The 15,509-nt window shown below is 70.6% G+C and carries 6 protein-coding genes; 2 read left to right on the top strand and 4 right to left on the bottom strand.

Features of this window, described 5'->3' with window-relative positions; translation table 11 throughout:
- A complete protein-coding gene (gene pulA, locus ACQPWW_RS24135) occupies positions 1-5,475 on the top strand; it encodes a pullulanase-type alpha-1,6-glucosidase (protein WP_433125735.1) in 5,475 nt (1,824 codons plus the stop codon).
- Positions 5,476-5,544: 69 nt separating this feature from the next.
- On the opposite strand, the gene ACQPWW_RS24130 is transcribed toward pulA, so the two are convergent.
- The 3 genes from ACQPWW_RS24130 to ACQPWW_RS24120 form a co-directional block, all read right to left on the bottom strand.
- Entirely contained in the window at positions 5,545-7,233 is a 1,689-nt protein-coding gene (locus ACQPWW_RS24130; RefSeq protein ID WP_433125734.1) for a hypothetical protein, read from the bottom strand.
- Between the two features lie 293 nt (positions 7,234-7,526).
- A complete protein-coding gene (locus ACQPWW_RS24125; protein ID WP_433125733.1) occupies positions 7,527-9,494 on the bottom strand; it encodes a hypothetical protein in 1,968 nt (655 codons plus the stop codon).
- 1,089 nt (positions 9,495-10,583) lie between these two features.
- Positions 10,584-12,065, bottom strand: a complete 1,482-nt coding sequence (locus ACQPWW_RS24120) for an aminopeptidase P family protein (protein WP_433125731.1) — start codon at positions 12,063-12,065, stop codon at positions 10,584-10,586.
- A 129-nt stretch (positions 12,066-12,194) separates the two neighbouring features.
- Between ACQPWW_RS24120 and asnB the strand changes: the two genes are divergently transcribed.
- Complete coding sequence (gene asnB, locus ACQPWW_RS24115; protein ID WP_433125730.1) at positions 12,195-14,156, top strand: asparagine synthase (glutamine-hydrolyzing); 1,962 nt, start codon at positions 12,195-12,197, stop codon at positions 14,154-14,156.
- 80 nt (positions 14,157-14,236) lie between these two features.
- On the opposite strand, the gene ACQPWW_RS24110 is transcribed toward asnB, so the two are convergent.
- A complete protein-coding gene (locus ACQPWW_RS24110; protein WP_433134528.1) occupies positions 14,237-15,334 on the bottom strand; it encodes a lytic polysaccharide monooxygenase in 1,098 nt (365 codons plus the stop codon).
- Positions 15,335-15,509: the final 175 nt, after the last annotated feature.

Here is a 15,509-nt window from a genome sequence, read left to right as displayed (position 1 = left end):
ATGAAACCCACGCCGCTACCGCGCACCGCCCTGCTGGCCCTCGTCCCCCTGCTCACCCTCACCCTCGTCGGCACTCCGGTCGCCGCCGCTCCCCGGTCGTCCGACAGCGCCCCGCCCGACGTGGGCGGCGCCGCGCAGTGGCGCACCGAACCCACCGCCGAGGCGCTGCTGAAGGCCGGCGGCAACGCGGCGCGGGCCGAGCAGTTCTACTTCGTGCTGCCGGACCGGTTCGCCAACGGTGACCCCCGCAACGACCGGGGCGGCCTGACCGGTGACCGGTTGCGGACCGGGCTCGACCCGGCCGACAAGGGCTTCTACCACGGTGGTGACCTCAAGGGCGTCATCGACAAGCTGGACTACATCCAGGGGATGGGCACCACTGCCATCTGGCTCGCCCCGGTCTTCAAGAACCGGCCGGTGCAGGGTGCCGGCACCGACATCTCGGCCGGTTACCACGGCTACTGGATCACCGACTTCACCCAGGTGGACCCGCACTTCGGCACCAACGAGGAGATGAAGCGGCTGGTCACGCTCGCCCACCGGCGCGGCATCAAGATCTACCTCGATGTGATCGTCAACCACACCGCCGACGTCATCAAGTACGCCGAGGGCTCCTACGCGTACGTGGACAAGGCGACCTCGCCGTACACCGACGCGCAGGGGCGGGCGTTCGAGGACCGCAACTACGCCGACGGCAGCCGCGCGTTCCCGCCGGTGAACCAGGCGTCCGGGCCGTACACCCCGGTTCTTCCCGAGCCGGGTGACGCGAGCGTCAAGGTTCCGGCGTGGCTGAACGACGCGACCATGTACCACAACCGGGGTGACTCGACCTTCGCGGGCGAGAACAGCGAGTACGGCGACTTCTTCGGCCTCGACGACCTGTGGACCGAACGTCCCGAGGTGGTCCGGGGGCTGACCAAGGCGTACGGGGACTGGATCGGCGCGATCGGCGTCGACGGGTTCCGGTTGGACACCGTGAAGCACGTCAACATGGAGTTCTGGCCGCAGTTCAGCCAGGGCATCGAGCGGGCCGCCGAGAAGGCCGGCAAGAAGGACTTCTTCATGTTCGGTGAGGTGTACAGCGCCGACCCGGAGATCAGTTCCCGCTACGTCCGGCAGGGTGGGTTGCCGGCCACCCTCGACTTCGCCTTCCAGGAGGCCGCGCGCGGTTACACCACCGGCGCCGGTTCGGCGAAGGCGCTCGCCGACGTGTACGCCCGCGACGACCTCTACGCCGCCCGGGACACCGACGCCGGTCGGCTGACCACCTTCCTCGGCAACCACGACATGGGCCGGATCGGCTCGTTCGTCGCCGGCGGGGGCACCGACCCGGCCAGCCACCTGCGCCGCGACCAGCTCGCGCACCAGCTGATGTTCCTGACCCGTGGCCAACCGGTGATCTACTCCGGCGACGAGCAGGGCTTCACCGGGCCCGGCGGGGACAAGGACGCCCGGCAGGACATGTTCGCGTCGAAGGTGCCCGACTACCTCGACGACGACCTGCTCGGCACCGACCGCACCCACGCCAGCGACCAGTTCGACACCGGCCACCCGCTGTACCGGACCATCGCCGAGCTGGGTCGGCTGCGTCAGGCGCATCCGGCCCTGCGCGACGGCGTGCAGGTCACCCGGTACGCCGCCGAGGGGCCGGGGGTGTTCGCCGCCTCCCGGGTCGCCCCCGCCGACCGCACCGAGTACGTGGTGGCGGTGAACAACGCCGACACCGCGCAGACTGTCCCTGTGGACACCTGGTCGCCCGGCGCCACCTTCACCGCCATCTACGGCGGCACGGGCAGCACGGCGGCCGGCGCTGACGGCAGGTTGACAGTGACCGTGCCGCCGCTGTCGGCGGTGGTGCACCGGGCCGGCACTCCGGTCGCCCTCCCGGCCGCCGCGCCGCGCATCACCATCACCGCCCCGGACGCGCCGGTCGCCACCCGGGCCGCGGTCACCGCCCAGGTGACCGGTGACCCGCTCGCCACCGTCACCGTCGCCGCCCGGGTCGCGGGCGGGCGGTGGACGTTGCTGGGCAGCGCCGACCACGCGCCGTACACGGTGCAGCACGACCTGACCGGCCTGGCCGGTGGCACCCGGGTCGAGTACAAGGCGGTGGTTCGCGACGGCCGGGGCCGGACCGCCACCGCCCGGTCCACCGCCACCGTGGGTACGCCCCCGCAGGGCAGTTCCCGGGAGTGGGCGGTAATGCACTACCAGCGCCCGACGGGTGGGTACGACGACTGGGGGCTGTACGCCTGGGGTGACATCGACCCGGCGTACGTCACCGAGTGGCCCAAGGGGCAGCCGTTCGCGGGGGAGGACGCGTACGGCCGGTTCGCGTGGGTGAAACTCAAGCCGGGCGCGCGGTCGGTGGGGTTCGTGGTGGTCGACAGGAACGGCGTCAAGGACGTGGCGCAGGACCGCAGCATCGACGTCACGTCCACCGGGGAGATCTGGCTGAAACAGGGCGACCCGGCGATCTACCCGAGCCGGCAGGCGGCCACCGGCGAGCCGGACCCGCCGGTCGAGGAGGGCACCGCCGTCATCCACTACCGGCGGGCCGACAACACCTACGACGACTGGGGCCTGCACGTGTGGGACGGCGCGGCCAACCCGACCGAGTGGTCGACGCCGTTGCGGCCGACGTCCGTCGACGCGTTCGGGGCGGTGTTCCGGGTGCCGCTGGCGGCCGGCGCGACCGCGCTGAACTACATCATCCACAACGGCGACACCAAGGACCTGCCCGACGATCAGCGGCTCGACCTCGCCAGCGCGGGCCGGGAGGTGTGGCTGCTCGCCGCCACGCCGGGCCGGTTGCTGCCGACGACGGCGACCACCGCCAGCGGAGACACCGACATCAGCAAGCAGAAGGCACACTGGATCGACAGGTCCACGGTGGCGTGGCAGACGGCTCCGACCGACGGCAGGACGTACGCGCTGGTCGCCGCGCCGACCGGCGGGGTGAGCGTGGTCGACGGGCAGCTGACCGGGGCGTACACCACGTTGCCGCTGCGGGCGCAGCGCAACGGGCTCACCGAGGCTCAGCGCGCGGCGTTCCCGCACCTGTGGTCGTACCGTAGCTTCGCCCTTGATCGACGCGACCTCGCGAAGGTCCCGGCGGCGCTGCGGGGGCAGCTCCTGGTGACCGAGCGCGACGCCGCCGGCGCCCTGCTCGCGGCGACCGGTGTGCAGATCCCCCGGGTGCTCGACGACCTGTACTCCCGGGCCACCGACGCGACCCTCGGGCCGACGTTCGTCGGGGGGACGCCCAGCGTCGCGCTGTGGGCGCCGACCGCCCGGACCGTGCGGCTGCAGTTGTTCGACTCGCCCACCGCGTCGCCCAGGACCGTGCCGATGCGCCGCGACGACCGCACCGGCGTCTGGTCGGCGCGCGGCACCGCCGCCTGGGTCGGCAGGTACTACCGGTACGAGGTGCAGGCGTGGCAGCCCGCCGCGCAGAAGATGGTCACCGCCGCGGTGACCGACCCGTACTCGGTGGCCCTGGCGGCGGACTCCACCCACAGCCAGCTTGTCGACCTGAACGACCCGGCGCTGGCCCCGGCGGGCTGGCGGACGCTGCGCAAACCCGCCCCGGTGTCCCCGGCGAGGGCGCAGATCACCGAGCTGTCGGTGCGGGACTTCTCCATCGCCGACGAGACGGTTCCGGCCGAGCGGCGGGGGACGTTCCTCGCCTTCACCGACCCGGCGACCGCCGGCATGACCCACCTGAAGGCCCTCGGCGACGCCGGCGTCACCCACCTGCACCTGCTGCCGGCGTTCGACTTCGCGACGATCCCGGAGCGGCGGGCCGACCAGCGTCAGCCGGCCTGCGACCTGGCCGCGCTCCCGCCGGACTCCGCGGAGCAGCAGAGGTGCGTGGCGGCGGTCGCCGACACCGACGGCTACAACTGGGGGTACGACCCGTTGCACTACACAGTGCCGGAGGGCGGCTACGCCGTCGACCCGTCCGGCGCGGCGCGGACCACCGAGTTCCGGCGGATGGTCGCCGGGGTGAATGACGCCGGGCTGCGGGTGGTCATGGACGTGGTCTACAACCACACGTCGGCGGCCGGCACCGACGCGACGTCAGTGCTCGACCAGGTGGTGCCCGGCTACTACCACCGGCTGCTGGAGGACGGCACCGTGGCCAACTCCACCTGCTGCGCCAACACGGCCCCCGAGCACGCCATGATGGGCAAGCTGGTCGTCGACTCCCTGGTCACCTGGGCGCGGCAGTACAAGGTGGACGGTTTCCGGTTCGACCTGATGGGTCACCACCCGAAGGCGAACATCCTGGCCGTACGCGGTGCCCTGGACCGGCTGACCGTCGCCCGCGACGGCGTGGACGGGAAGGCGATCATGCTCTACGGCGAGGGGTGGAACTTCGGCGAGGTCGCCAACGACGCCCGGTTCGTCCAGGCCACCCAGGCCAACATGGCCGGCACCGGCATCGGCACCTTCAACGACCGGCTGCGGGACGCGGTGCGCGGCGGTGGGCCGTTCGACACCAACCCGCGGGCGCAGGGCTTCGCGTCCGGGCTCTACACCGACCCGAACGGCGACGACGTCAACGGCTCACCCGCCGAGCAGAAGGCCCGCCTGCTGCGCGCCCACGACCTGATCAAGGTGGGTCTGACCGGCAACCTGCGCGGCTACCGGTTCACCGACACCGCCGGGCGGCAGGTCACCGGGGCGCAGGTGGACTACAACGGCTCCCCGGCCGGCTACACCGCAGCGCCGGGGGAGGCCGTCACCTACGTCGACGCGCACGACAACGAGATCCTGTACGACGCGCTGGCGTACAAGCTGCCGCAGGCCACCTCGGCGGCGGACCGCTCCCGGATGCAGGTGCTGGCACTGGGCACTGTGGTGCTGGGACAGGGCACCGGCTTCGTCACCGCCGGCAGCGAGCGGCTGCGGTCGAAGTCGCTGGACCGCAACTCGTACAACTCCGGTGACTGGTTCAACCAGATCCGCTGGGGGTGCGCCCGGGGCAACGGGTTCGGCGTCGGCCTGCCGCCCGCGCCGGACAACGAGGACAAGTGGCCGTACGCGAAGCCGCTGCTGGCGGACCCGGCGCTGGTGCCGGACTGCGCGGCGATCAACACCACGAACGCCCGGTACGCCGAGCTGCTGCGCGTCCGGGCGTCGTCGCCGGTGTTCGGGTTGGCCACCGCCGAGCAGGTGCAACGGCGGGTGGCGTTCCCGCTGTCGGGAGAGCAGGAGACGCCGGGCGTGCTGACCATGACGCTGGACGCCCGCGGGCTGGGCGGGGCGTGGAAGTCGGTGACCGTCGTCTTCAACGCCACCCCGGAGGCGGCGACGCAGACGGTGACCGAGCTGCGCGGTGCGGACGTGGCCCTGCACCCGGTGCTCGTCGACTCGGCCGATCCGGTGCTGCGTACCGCCTCGTTCGACAGGGCGGCTGGCACGTTCAGCGTACCGGCGCGCAGCGTGGCGGTGTTCGTGCAGAAGTGACACGAACCGGCCCCCTTCCGCCTGGCGCGGAAGGGGGCCGGTCTGTTGTGTCGCGTCACCCGGTGGTGATCAGGCGAAGCAGTTCTCGATGGCGCCGCCCGGGATGGCCAGGCAGTTCGTCGGGCGGTTCGCGGTGATCGCGGACTTGTCGTCCACGTTCACCTCACCGAAGAAGGTGAAGACGCCGCCCGGCGCGAAGGTGGAGAAGTTCTGGGCGACCTTCGTCTTCGACAGGTTGACCTCGCCGAAGATGTTGAAGATGCCGCCGCCGACCCCGATCGGACCGATGGCCCGGTTGCCGACGACCTCACTGTCGCGCAGCGTGGTGATGCTGCCAGCGTTGAAGAGTCCGCCGCCGAAGAAGCCGGCGGTGTTGTCCTTGATGCTGCTCTGCTCGAACGTGACAGCGCTGTCGAACGCGATGGCCACACCGCCACCGACACCGGCGGTGCTGTTCTTCTCGATCGAGACGTGGTGCAGGTTGAGCTGGCTGTCCGCAGCCGCGAGACCGCCACCGGCGAGGACCGCGGTGTTCGAGGCGAACTTCGTCTCGTACGCCGTGGTGTTGCCCTCGATGTCGAGGTAACCGCCGCCGAAGCCCAGCGTCTCGTTGTCGGTGATCTCGGCCTTCTTGAGTTCGACGGTTCCGCCGTCGACGTCGTCGGTGAAGATCTCCGCGGCGCCGTTGGAGATACCGCCACCACCGATGATGGCGGTGTTGTCGGTGATCTTCGACTCCTCGACCTTGAGCAGGCCGGCGTTGAACACACCGCCGCCGAAGAAGAAGGCGGTGTTGCGGGTCACGGTGCTGTGCCAGATCTTCGTGGTGCCGAAGTTGGCCACGCCACCGCCGTTGCCGCCGGACTGGTTGAGGACGACCTCGGACTCCAGGATCTCGGCGGTGCCGCCCGGCTGGACCAGGATGCCGGCACCGTCGTTGTCGTCCGGCTGCTCGACGAGCGGCGTGACGACACCCGGCGTGGCCTTCGGGGCGACCTTCGGCGCTGCCTTCAGACCCGCCTTCGGGTTGGCCTGTCGGGTGCTCAGCGCCTGGGCCAACGGGGTGCCGGCCTTCACCTGCGCGGCGATCGCCTCGGAGTCCGAGTAGGCCGCCCAGACGGCAGCCGGCTCGACGGCGTTGTAGAGCTCGAGGGTCTGGCCACCCTTGATGGTCAGGCCCTTGATGGTGAGGTGACCGCCGGGGCCGACGTTGAGGATGCGGAAGTAGTCCGCCGTGGCTTCGCGGGAGATCGTGGTGTGCTCACCCTTGAGGGTGATGTTCTCGGTGATCACCGGGAGGCCGTTGCCCTGGTAGTCGTTGCGGCTCAGGTTGTAGGTGCAGCCCTTGGCCAGCTCCAGCACACCGCCGTGCTTGTTGTTGGCGAACACGATCGCCTGGATCAGCTTGTCGGTGTCGCAGGGCACCTCCTTCCCGCGCTCGTGGTCCTTGTCCTTGTCCCGGTCCTTGTCCTTGTCCCGGTCCTTGTCGTTGTTCCGGTCGTTGTGCCGGTCCTTGTCGTTGTTCCGGTCCTTGTCCTTGTCCCAGTCGCGCGCCTCGTCACCCCGCTGGTCGCCGTCCTTGCTGACCTGCGCGGTGTTCCAGTTCAGGCCGACCGCCCCGGCGCTGCCCGCGACGCCCACCGCCGCGAGACTGATCACGCCCGTCAAACCGGCCACGCCACTGGCGAGCCAGAGCTTGCGGCGGCGCTTGGCCGTCGCCCGCCCGGAGGCTTCGTTGTTCGTTAGGTAGTTGGACATCGGAGCTCTCTGCCCTCTCCTCGTACCAGACAGGGTCGCCGCCGTCAGACGGGCGTCCCCTGCTACAAATCGGTTGTAGCTCCCAAAACCACCGTATGAGAAGGTTCCTCGCCTCGCGGGCTTATCCGAAAGAAGCCCACATTCGGTTCATGTCCGGCCTGGACGGGCTGGGACACCCCGGCGGGGCACGCGTCCCCCGGAGGGCCACTGACCTGCCCAAATGGGTACGCCCCTCCGCGCCGGGACCGGCTCGGAGGGGCGCACCCTCTATGTGGATCAGCCATCCGTTCCGGTCAAAAGCAGCCGGGAACGTTCAGGCAGTTGGTGGGGCGGTTGGCGGACACCGCGGACTCGTCGTCCAGCCGTACGATGCTGAAGAGGCCGTTGGAGATCCCGCCGGGAGGCAGGGTGGCGAAGTTGTGCGTCACCTTCGTCCGGCGCAGGCTGACCTCGCCGCCGTCGGTGTTGTAGATGCCGCCGCCGCTGCCGGCCGGACCGATGGCCCGGTTGCCCGCCACCTCGCTGTCGCGCAGCGTGGTGACACTGTCGTCGTTGTAGAGGCCAGCGCCGAAGAACCCGGCGGTGTTGTCCTTGATGGCCGTGTCCTCGATCGTCGCGGCGCTGTCGAAGGCAACCGCCACGCCACCACCCACGCCGGCGGTGCTGTTCCTGACCACCGTGGCGTGCTTGAGCGTGAGCTGGCTGTCGGCCACCGCCACACCACCGCCGGCAAGCACCGCGGTGTTGCTGCTGACCGTCGTGTCGTGCAGGGTCGTCGTGCCCTCGACGTCGAGGACGCCGCCGCCGAAGCCGAGCGTCTCGTTGTCGGTGATCTCGCTCTTGTAGACCCAGACCGAGCCACCGTCCACGTCGTCGGTGAAGATCTCGGCCGCCCCGTTGGAGATGCCGCCGCCGCCGATGATCCCGGTGTTGTCCTTGACCTTCGACTCGTCGACCTGGAGCACACCGGCGTTGAAGATGCCGCCGCCGAAGAAGAAGGCGGTGTTGTGCGCGACAGTCGACTTGCTGAGCCTCGTGCTGCCGAAGTTGGCCAACCCGCCGCCGTTGCCGCCGGACTGGTTGTAGAGCAACTCGCTGTCCAGGATCTCCGCCTGCCCACCGGGCTGCACCAACACCCCGGCGCCGTCGGTGAACCCGGGCTCCTCCACCAGCGGCACCACCGCCGGCCCGGCCGGCGCCGGCTTGGCCACCGTGGCCACCGGCTTGGCCGCCGTTGCCTTGGTTGTTGCGGCCTTGGCTGCCGCGGCCTTGGCTGCCGCGGCCTTGGCTGCCGCGGCCTTGCCTGCTGCGGCCTTGCCTGCATCGGCCTTGGCTGTTGTGGCCTTGACCGTCGATGCCTCGGCTGTTGCGGCCTTGGCTGCCTTCGTGGCCTTCGCCGCGGGGGGCTTGCCTCCCGTTGCCGCCGCGGGCTTGGCTGCCGTTGTGGCCTTGGGCTTGGCTGCTGCCGTCGCGCCTGATGCGGGCGCGGGGGCCGGCGTGCCAGCGGGCGCGACTGTGACCGCCGGCTTGGGTGCCGCGCCGGCCGCGACGGACCGGACCAGGGCCGAGTAGGGTGCCCAGACCGTCGCCGGGTCGGCGGTCAGCGATGCCTGAAGCGTCTGGCCGCCCTTGATGCTCAGGCCCTTGAGGGTGAGGTGCCCGCCGGGGCCGACGTTGAGGATGCGGAAGTAGTCAGCGGTGGCCTCACGGCCGATGGTGGTGTGCTCACCCCTGAGAGTGATGTTCTCGGTGATCACCGGGAGGCCGTTGCCGTCCTGGTTGCGGGTCAGCGTGTAGGTGCAGCCCTTGGCCAGCTCCAGCACACCGCCGTCGTCGTTGTTGGCGAACGTGATCGCCTGGATCAGCTTGTCGGTGTCGCACGGGACCTGCCTGGTGCGGTCCTTCTCGTCGTGCTTGGCGTCCCGGCCCGAGCGGTCGTTGCCGCCGCTCCAGTCGTCGCCGCTCCACTCGCCCTCCCGACCGCCGTCCTCCCGGCCGTCGTCCTCCTTGGCGCCGTCCTTCTTGGCACCCTCGTCGTTCGCGCCGCCGGCGTCGCTGACGTTCTGCCGGCTTGTCGACGGTTGCGCGTCGGACGCCCGGTCGGACTTGGGCTTGTCGTCCCGGGCGGCCACACCGCCGAGGGCCGCGAGGCCCACCACGCCGGTCAGCCCGGCGACGCCGGCGACCCAGAGGGCCCGCCGTCGTCGTGTCGGCGGAGCTGTCGAGGCCCCGCCGTCGGTACTCGTTACGTCGTTGGACATCAGAGCCTTCCGCCCTTTCCTGCTACCAGACGGGATCGCACCGCCCGAGGCGCCACGACCAGCTACAAATAGGTTGCAGCCTCTGATCCCCACCGTATGAGAACTATCTTCGCGACGCGGACGTATCCGAGATAACCACGCATTCGACTCAGGTCGGGCAACGGCGGGCAACCGATGCGGGTCAGTGCTGGTCAGCCCCTGTCGACGCGGCCCGGCGCAAGTCGGTAAAAAGGGACCTGAGCAGCACAATCACCCGCCGCTGCCCGCATGATCAACTCGGGTTCCGCGACAACGCGGTATCCGAGCGCGCAGACAGCACGACTTCAATGAAACCGAATGGATCAGCCGGGGGTTGATCACAACCACGTGGCCGGGCCGGGCCGGGCCGGGCCGCGGGCAGGTCGGGCGGGCCGGGTCGGGTCGGGGGTGGGCCGGCGGGTCGGCCGGGCGGGGTGGGCGGAGCCGATCGGGCGGGGCGTGTCGGCGGGGCGGGTCGGCCGGGGCGGGCCAGCGCCGGGCCAGGGGCCAGGCCGGGCCGACCGGGGTGGGGCGGGGTGGGGCGGCGCCGACCTGGCGGGACGTGTCGGCGGGGCGTGTCGGCCGGGGCGGGGCCGGGGCCGGGCCGGGGGCAGGTCGGGCGGGCCGGGTCAGGTCGGACGGGATCGAGACGGGCGGGTCGGGCGGGCCGTGCAAGGTCGGGCGGATTTGAGGCGGGCCGGGCCAGGTCGGACGGGATCGAGGCCGGCCGGGTCGGGCGGGACCGGGGCGGATTGGCCAGGCCGGAGGGTTGGCCGAGGCTGGAGGGACCGGACCGGACCGGACCGGACCGGGCCGGCGGCCCCGCCCGAGGCTGGAGCGACCACCCCGGGGGCCGGACCCATCGACGTGGGTGGTCAACCCGGCGAGGCCCCCAGCGCGGGCGTTTGTCACCCGGGACAGGCAGAGGCCGGCGCGTCGACCAGCCGGGCGGCAGTGACGGTCGGAGCGGTGATCGGGCTGGACATCGGCGGGTTGGTCACCCTGCACCAGACAAACGCGCCGGCGGGCTGACCAGCCCGCCGGCGCGTTTGTCTGGTGCAGGAGTGTTTGTCAGCCGGGCAGGCGGGGGCCTGCCTCGCGCTGCTCGGCAAGCCAGGTCTCCACCTCGTCGGAGGTGCGCGGCAGCCCGGCCGACAGGTTCACCGCGCCGGTGGCGGTGACCAGCACGTCGTCCTCGATCCGGATGCCGACGCCGCGCAGTTCGGCGGGGACCATCTCGTCCTCCGGCTGGAAGTACAGGCCGGGCTCGACAGTGAGCACGTAGCCCTCGCCCAGCGCGCCGTCGCGGTAGGTCTCCTTGCGGGCGTTGGAGCAGTCGTGCACGTCGATGCCGAGCATGTGGCCGAAGCCGTGCAGCGTCCACCGCCGGTAGACGGTCGACTTCTCGTCCATCGCCTCGTCCACGCTGACCGGCAGCAGGCCCAGCTCGGACAGGCCCTCGGCGAGCGCCCGCATGCAGGTCAGGTGGACGTCCTTGAACTTCACGCCGGGGCGGATGGCGTCGATGCCGGCCTGCTGCGAGGCGTACACGATGTCGTAGACCTGGCGTTGCAGGGCGGTGAACCGCCCGTTGACCGGCAGCACCCGGGTCACGTCGGCGGTGTAGAGGTTGCGGCCCTCGACGCCCATGTCCATCAGCAGCAGGTCACCCGGCCGGGTGGCGCCGTGGTTGTGCACCCAGTGCAGGATCGTGGCGTGCTCGCCCGCGCCGACGATCGAGCTGTACCCGACGTCGTTGCCGTCGTGGCGGGCCCGCAGCGCGAAGACACCCTCCAGCAGCCGCTCGGAGACGGCGCGGTCGGCCGGCAGGATCCGGGCCACGTCCTCGAAGCCGCGGACGGTGGCGTCGATCGCGTCCTGGAGTTGGCCGATCTCCCACTCGTCCTTGACCAGCTTCATCTCCGAGATGGCGATGGCCAGCTCCCGGTCGCGGGCCGGTTGGCCCTCGGCGCGCGGTCCGTCGTAGCCACGGACGGCCGCGTCCACCCGGGCGTCGAACCCGCGAAGCACCCGGGTACGCCCCGGCGCCAGGTCGGCGAGTGTCGCCTCCAGGCCGGTCAGGTCGGCGGTGGGCAGGCCCAGTTCGGTCGACTTCTCGCTGAGCGTGTGGCGCCGGCCCACCCACAGCTCGCCGTGGCGGCTGCGGAAGAACTCGTCGGTCTCCCGGGACGAGCGGGGCCGCATGTACAGCGTCGCGTCGTGCCCCGAGCCGTTGGGGCGCAGCACCAGCACGCTGTCGGGGTCGTGGTCGCCGGTCAGGTAGGCGAAGTCACTGCCCGGCCGGAACGGGTAGTCGGTGTCGTTGGCCCGGACCTTCTCGGTGCCGGTGGGGATGACAAGTGTCTCGCCGGGGAAGGCCGCGGAGAGCGCGGCACGCCGCTTGGCGTAGTTGGGCGTCTCCGCACGGGGCGCCACGGGGAGCGCGGTGTCGCGCCAGCCCTGGCGCATGAAGGACAGGAACGCCTCCGGGAAGTCCGGATCGTGCGATTCCGTGCCGTCCGTCGGCGTACCGTCGGTTTGTCCCTCGGTCATTGCGCCACTCCCTCCGCTTCGTTGCTGATCCCGACGGTACGCGCCCGGTTCGCGTTGACGCCCCCGGGAGTCGGCCGGATCGACGGACGGCTGCGACGGGCCGACAGCACGCGTGGAAAGATGACCACCATGTGCGGACTTCTGGCCTTCTTCAGCGCGAACGGCAATGCCGCCGCGCACCGCGACCACATCGCCGGAGCGTTGGAATGCCTGCACCACCGCGGCCCCGACGAGACCGGGGTCGAGGTGGTCGGCGACGCTTCCGGCCGGTACGCGGACGGCGTGTTCGCCCACAAGCGGCTGGCCATCATCGACGTCGCGTCGAGCCACGAGCCGCTGCCCTACGCGAACGGTCGTTACCTGCTCACCTTCAACGGTGAGATCTACAACTACATCGAGCTGCGCGAGGAGTTGATCAGGAACTTCGGCGCGCAGTTCGCCACGGCCGGTGACGGCGAGGTGATCGTGGCGGGCTACCACTTCTGGGGCGAGCAGGTGCTCACCCGGTTGCGGGGCATGTTCGCCTTCGTCATCTGGGACCGGCAGGAGCGGCGCGCGTTCGGCGCCCGCGACTACTTCGGCATCAAGCCGATGCACTACCTGGAGACCGCCGACGGCCTCTACCTGGCGTCGGAGAAGAAGGCGCTGCTGCCGTTCGCGCACAGCAACTACCAGGGCGACGCGGGTGTCGACACGGCCAACCTGAGCCACTACCTGACGTTGCAGTACGTCCCGGAGCCCGGCACCCTGCACAAGGGCGTCAGCCGGATCGGTTCGGGGGAGTACCTGAACTGGACCCCGGGCGGGCGCATCGACGTACGCCGGTGGTACCGGCCGGTGTTCCGGCCGGCGCCGGTCGACGACGAGCAGAAGCTGTACCACGAGATCCGGGAGACGTTGCGGGAGAGCGTGCGCATGCACATGCGCTCCGACGTGCCGGTCGGCTCGTTCCTGTCCAGCGGCATCGACTCGACAGCGGTGGTCGCGCTGGCCCGGGAGTTCAACCCGAACATCCTCACCTTCACCGTCGGCTACGACGTCCCGGGTTATTCGGAGATCGACGTCGCGCAGGAGTCGGCCCGGCACCTGGACGTCACCACCATCCCCACCAAGATCGGTCCGCAGGACATGATCGACGCGCTGCCGAAGATCGTCTGGCACCTGGACGACCCGGTGGCCGACCCGGCGCTGGTGCCGCTGTACTTCGTGGCGAAGAAGGCCGCCGAGCACGTCACGGTGGTGCTCTCCGGTGAGGGCGCGGACGAGTTCTTCGGCGGCTACACGATCTACCGGGAGCCGTTGTCGCTGGGCACCGTCAACGGCCTGCCCGGCGGGGTGCAGAAGGGCCTGCGCGCGGTCTCCAAGGCGATCCCGCAGGGGGTCAAGGGCAAGAGCTTCCTGGAGCGGGGCACCACCCCGATCGAGGAGCGCTACTACGGCAACGCGCGGATGTTCACCGAGGAGGAGAAGCAGCACCTGATGCGCCGCTACGACCCCTCGGTGCGCTACACCGACGTCACCGCCCCGATCTACGCCGAGTGCACGGAGCTGGACGACGTCACCAAGATGCAGTACGTCGACCTGTACACCTGGCTGCGCGGCGACATCCTGGTCAAGGCCGACCGGATCTCGATGTCGCACTCGCTGGAGGTGCGGGTGCCGTTCCTCGACCGGGAGGTCTTCGACGTCGCGGCGAAGATCCCGGTGGACCTGAAGCTGCCGCCGCGCTCCGACGCCACGAAGTACGCGATGCGCCAGGCGTTGCAGGGCGTGGTGCCGCCGGCCATCGTCAACCGCAAGAAGCTGGGCTTCCCGACGCCCACCCGGGTCTGGCTGCGCGGCGAGATGTACGAGTGGGCCCGGCACGTGCTGAGCACCTCCGGCGCGGGCGACCTGCTCGACCTGTCGTACGCGCTGCGGCTGCTCGACGAGCACAAGCGGGAGGAGGCCGACCACTCCCGCAAGGTGTGGACGGTGCTGATCTTCTGCATCTGGCACGCCATCTTCGTGGCCAAGACCCTCGACCCGGGCATCCAGCGCAACCAGTCCGCCCTGCTCACGAAGCCGGTGGTCGGTTCCATGGTCCGCTGACACCCATCTTGACCAAGAGGTTTGCGTCACCGCGAGTTGCCTCGGTGACGCAAACCTCTTGATCGACTAACGGGTGGTGGTCAGCGGCGGGCGCAGGTGACGGTGGGTATTCCGTTCGTTCCTGTAGAGCTGGCCAGGAAGCCGAACGTGGTGGTGCCCTCCGGTGCGACAGTGCCGTTGTAGGAGACGTTTGTCGCCGTCACCGTCGATCCGGACGTTGTCTGGGTGGCGCTCCAGATCTGACTGATCGACTGCCCGTTGGGCCAGGACCAACTCGCGGTCCAGCCGGAGAACGGCGTACTGCCGTGATTCATGATCGTGACTTCGCCCTGGAAGCCACCCTGCCAGGTGCTGCTCACCTTGTAGACCGCCATGCAGTCGCCGCCCGGCGGCGGGGTGGTCGGGTTCGGCGGCGGGGTGGTGGGGTTCGGCGGCGGGGTGGTCGGGTTGGGCGGCGGGGTGGTGGGGTTGGGCGGCGGCGTGGTCGGGTTCGGCGACTGCGTGCCGGTACCAGGGCCCACCCCGGTCACCTGGCCGCTGCCGCCGTCGAAGGTCACGTCGGAGCAGCCGAAGAAGTTCTCCTGCGAGTCCGAGCGCACCCAGCGGGAGTAGATGATGTGCCGGCCACTCTTGCCCGACGGCAGGTTGCCGCTGAAGTAGTAGTGCCCGTCGTTGGTGCCGACCGCGCCTTGCTGCGGCGGGTTGGTGACCGTCAGGAACGGCTCCTCCAGGTCACTCCAGGCCAGCGCCCGGGTCGGGCTCCAGCTGTCCTTCGTCACGTAGAAGTAGAACGTGCCCGGGTGGTGCGCCCAGTTGCTGTACTTGAAGTCGAGCCGCGCGCCGGACGTCAGGTGGGTCAGCGGCCAGTCGGTGCGGGGCAGGTCGTAGCCGCGGAAACCGGTGTTGCCACCGCTGCACAACTGCCCGTCCGGGATGAAGCCGGTGGTCCGGCCACCGGCGTCGGAGCGCAGCACGCTGAACCAGTTGTAGAGCGAGTTCGCCCCGCTCTGGGCCACCGCCGCGGCGCACGCCGGGTTGTTCGGCCTGATCTCGCCGGTCTGGCTCTTACCGTCCTGCCAGCACAGGTAGGTACGGCTGCCCGGGGTCATCGCCGCGCCGTGCGCGGCGGCCGGCTGGGGACTGGACGCCAGGGCGACAGCGCCCAGCGCGAGGGTCATGGCCGCGGTGAGCAACGCGGCCGTACGGGAACGGTTCACGGGTTCTCCTGACTCGCGGGACGTGCCGCCCGAGCCGTCCCGCCGCAACCGGGTGGGACGTGGCCTGCTCGCCCCGCTGATGTGAGCGGTGCGACGATCACGGCGACGTGCCCCGGCGGAAGAATGGCCGGTGGAC

It is taken from the genome of Micromonospora sp. CA-240977 (assembly GCF_050942285.1).
Lineage (GTDB): Bacteria > Actinomycetota > Actinomycetes > Mycobacteriales > Micromonosporaceae > Micromonospora.
This window is presented reverse-complemented; position numbering and strand designations above follow the sequence as displayed.